The 628-nt window shown below is 54.5% G+C and carries 1 protein-coding gene; it reads right to left on the bottom strand.

All coding sequences use genetic code 11. The annotated features are described in order from the left end of the window. Positions 1-628: O-antigen ligase family protein (locus tag ACTHUR_RS15460; RefSeq protein WP_440399520.1), on the bottom strand; the 628-nt coding region annotated here is incomplete at both ends.

A 628-nucleotide genomic window follows, 5' to 3' on the forward strand; every position in this document is an offset into this window, starting at 1 on the left:
TGGTAAGCCCGCCCGCCCAATTTCGGCCGCGCGCCCAAGCGAGGTCGTCTGAAACGTCTTCATAACGTGCCGGCGCAAGCGCGAACATCAACACAAACGGCGTCAGGAAATAGATGTACCACAAAGGATACTCCAGCATACTGTGGCACATACTGACGGCAACCATAGACAACAGCAGCAGCGAAGCCGGATGGTAAGGACGCACCAGCATCCGCCACAGCCCCGCAAGCATCGTCAGGGCAACCAATACCGTACCGACCAGCCCGACTTCGGAAAGCAGTTGTAAAACAATATTGTGCGAATGGGTAAACAACACGCCCAAGATATTATTCGGGAAATACTGCTGCTCCGCATTAATCCAGAAAGTCTGTTGGGCAAAGCTGTTCCAGCCGTGTCCGAACCAAGGCGCGGACAAAAAGGCAGTCCAAGCTTTACGCCATTCAATCTGACGCATCGAGCCTTCAAAACCGCTGTTTCCGGCGCGTTCGACCGCCGTTTCATATTGACCGTTGCCCAGCAGCTCCAAAATCGAACCCATCGCAAATTGAAATACCGCCACCAACGCGACCGTCAGGAGAAATATCCGAACCTGCCTTGCAGAATCACGTCCCGCACGCCAACGCCACAC

Source organism: Neisseria sp. P0021.S007 (genome assembly GCF_051956855.1).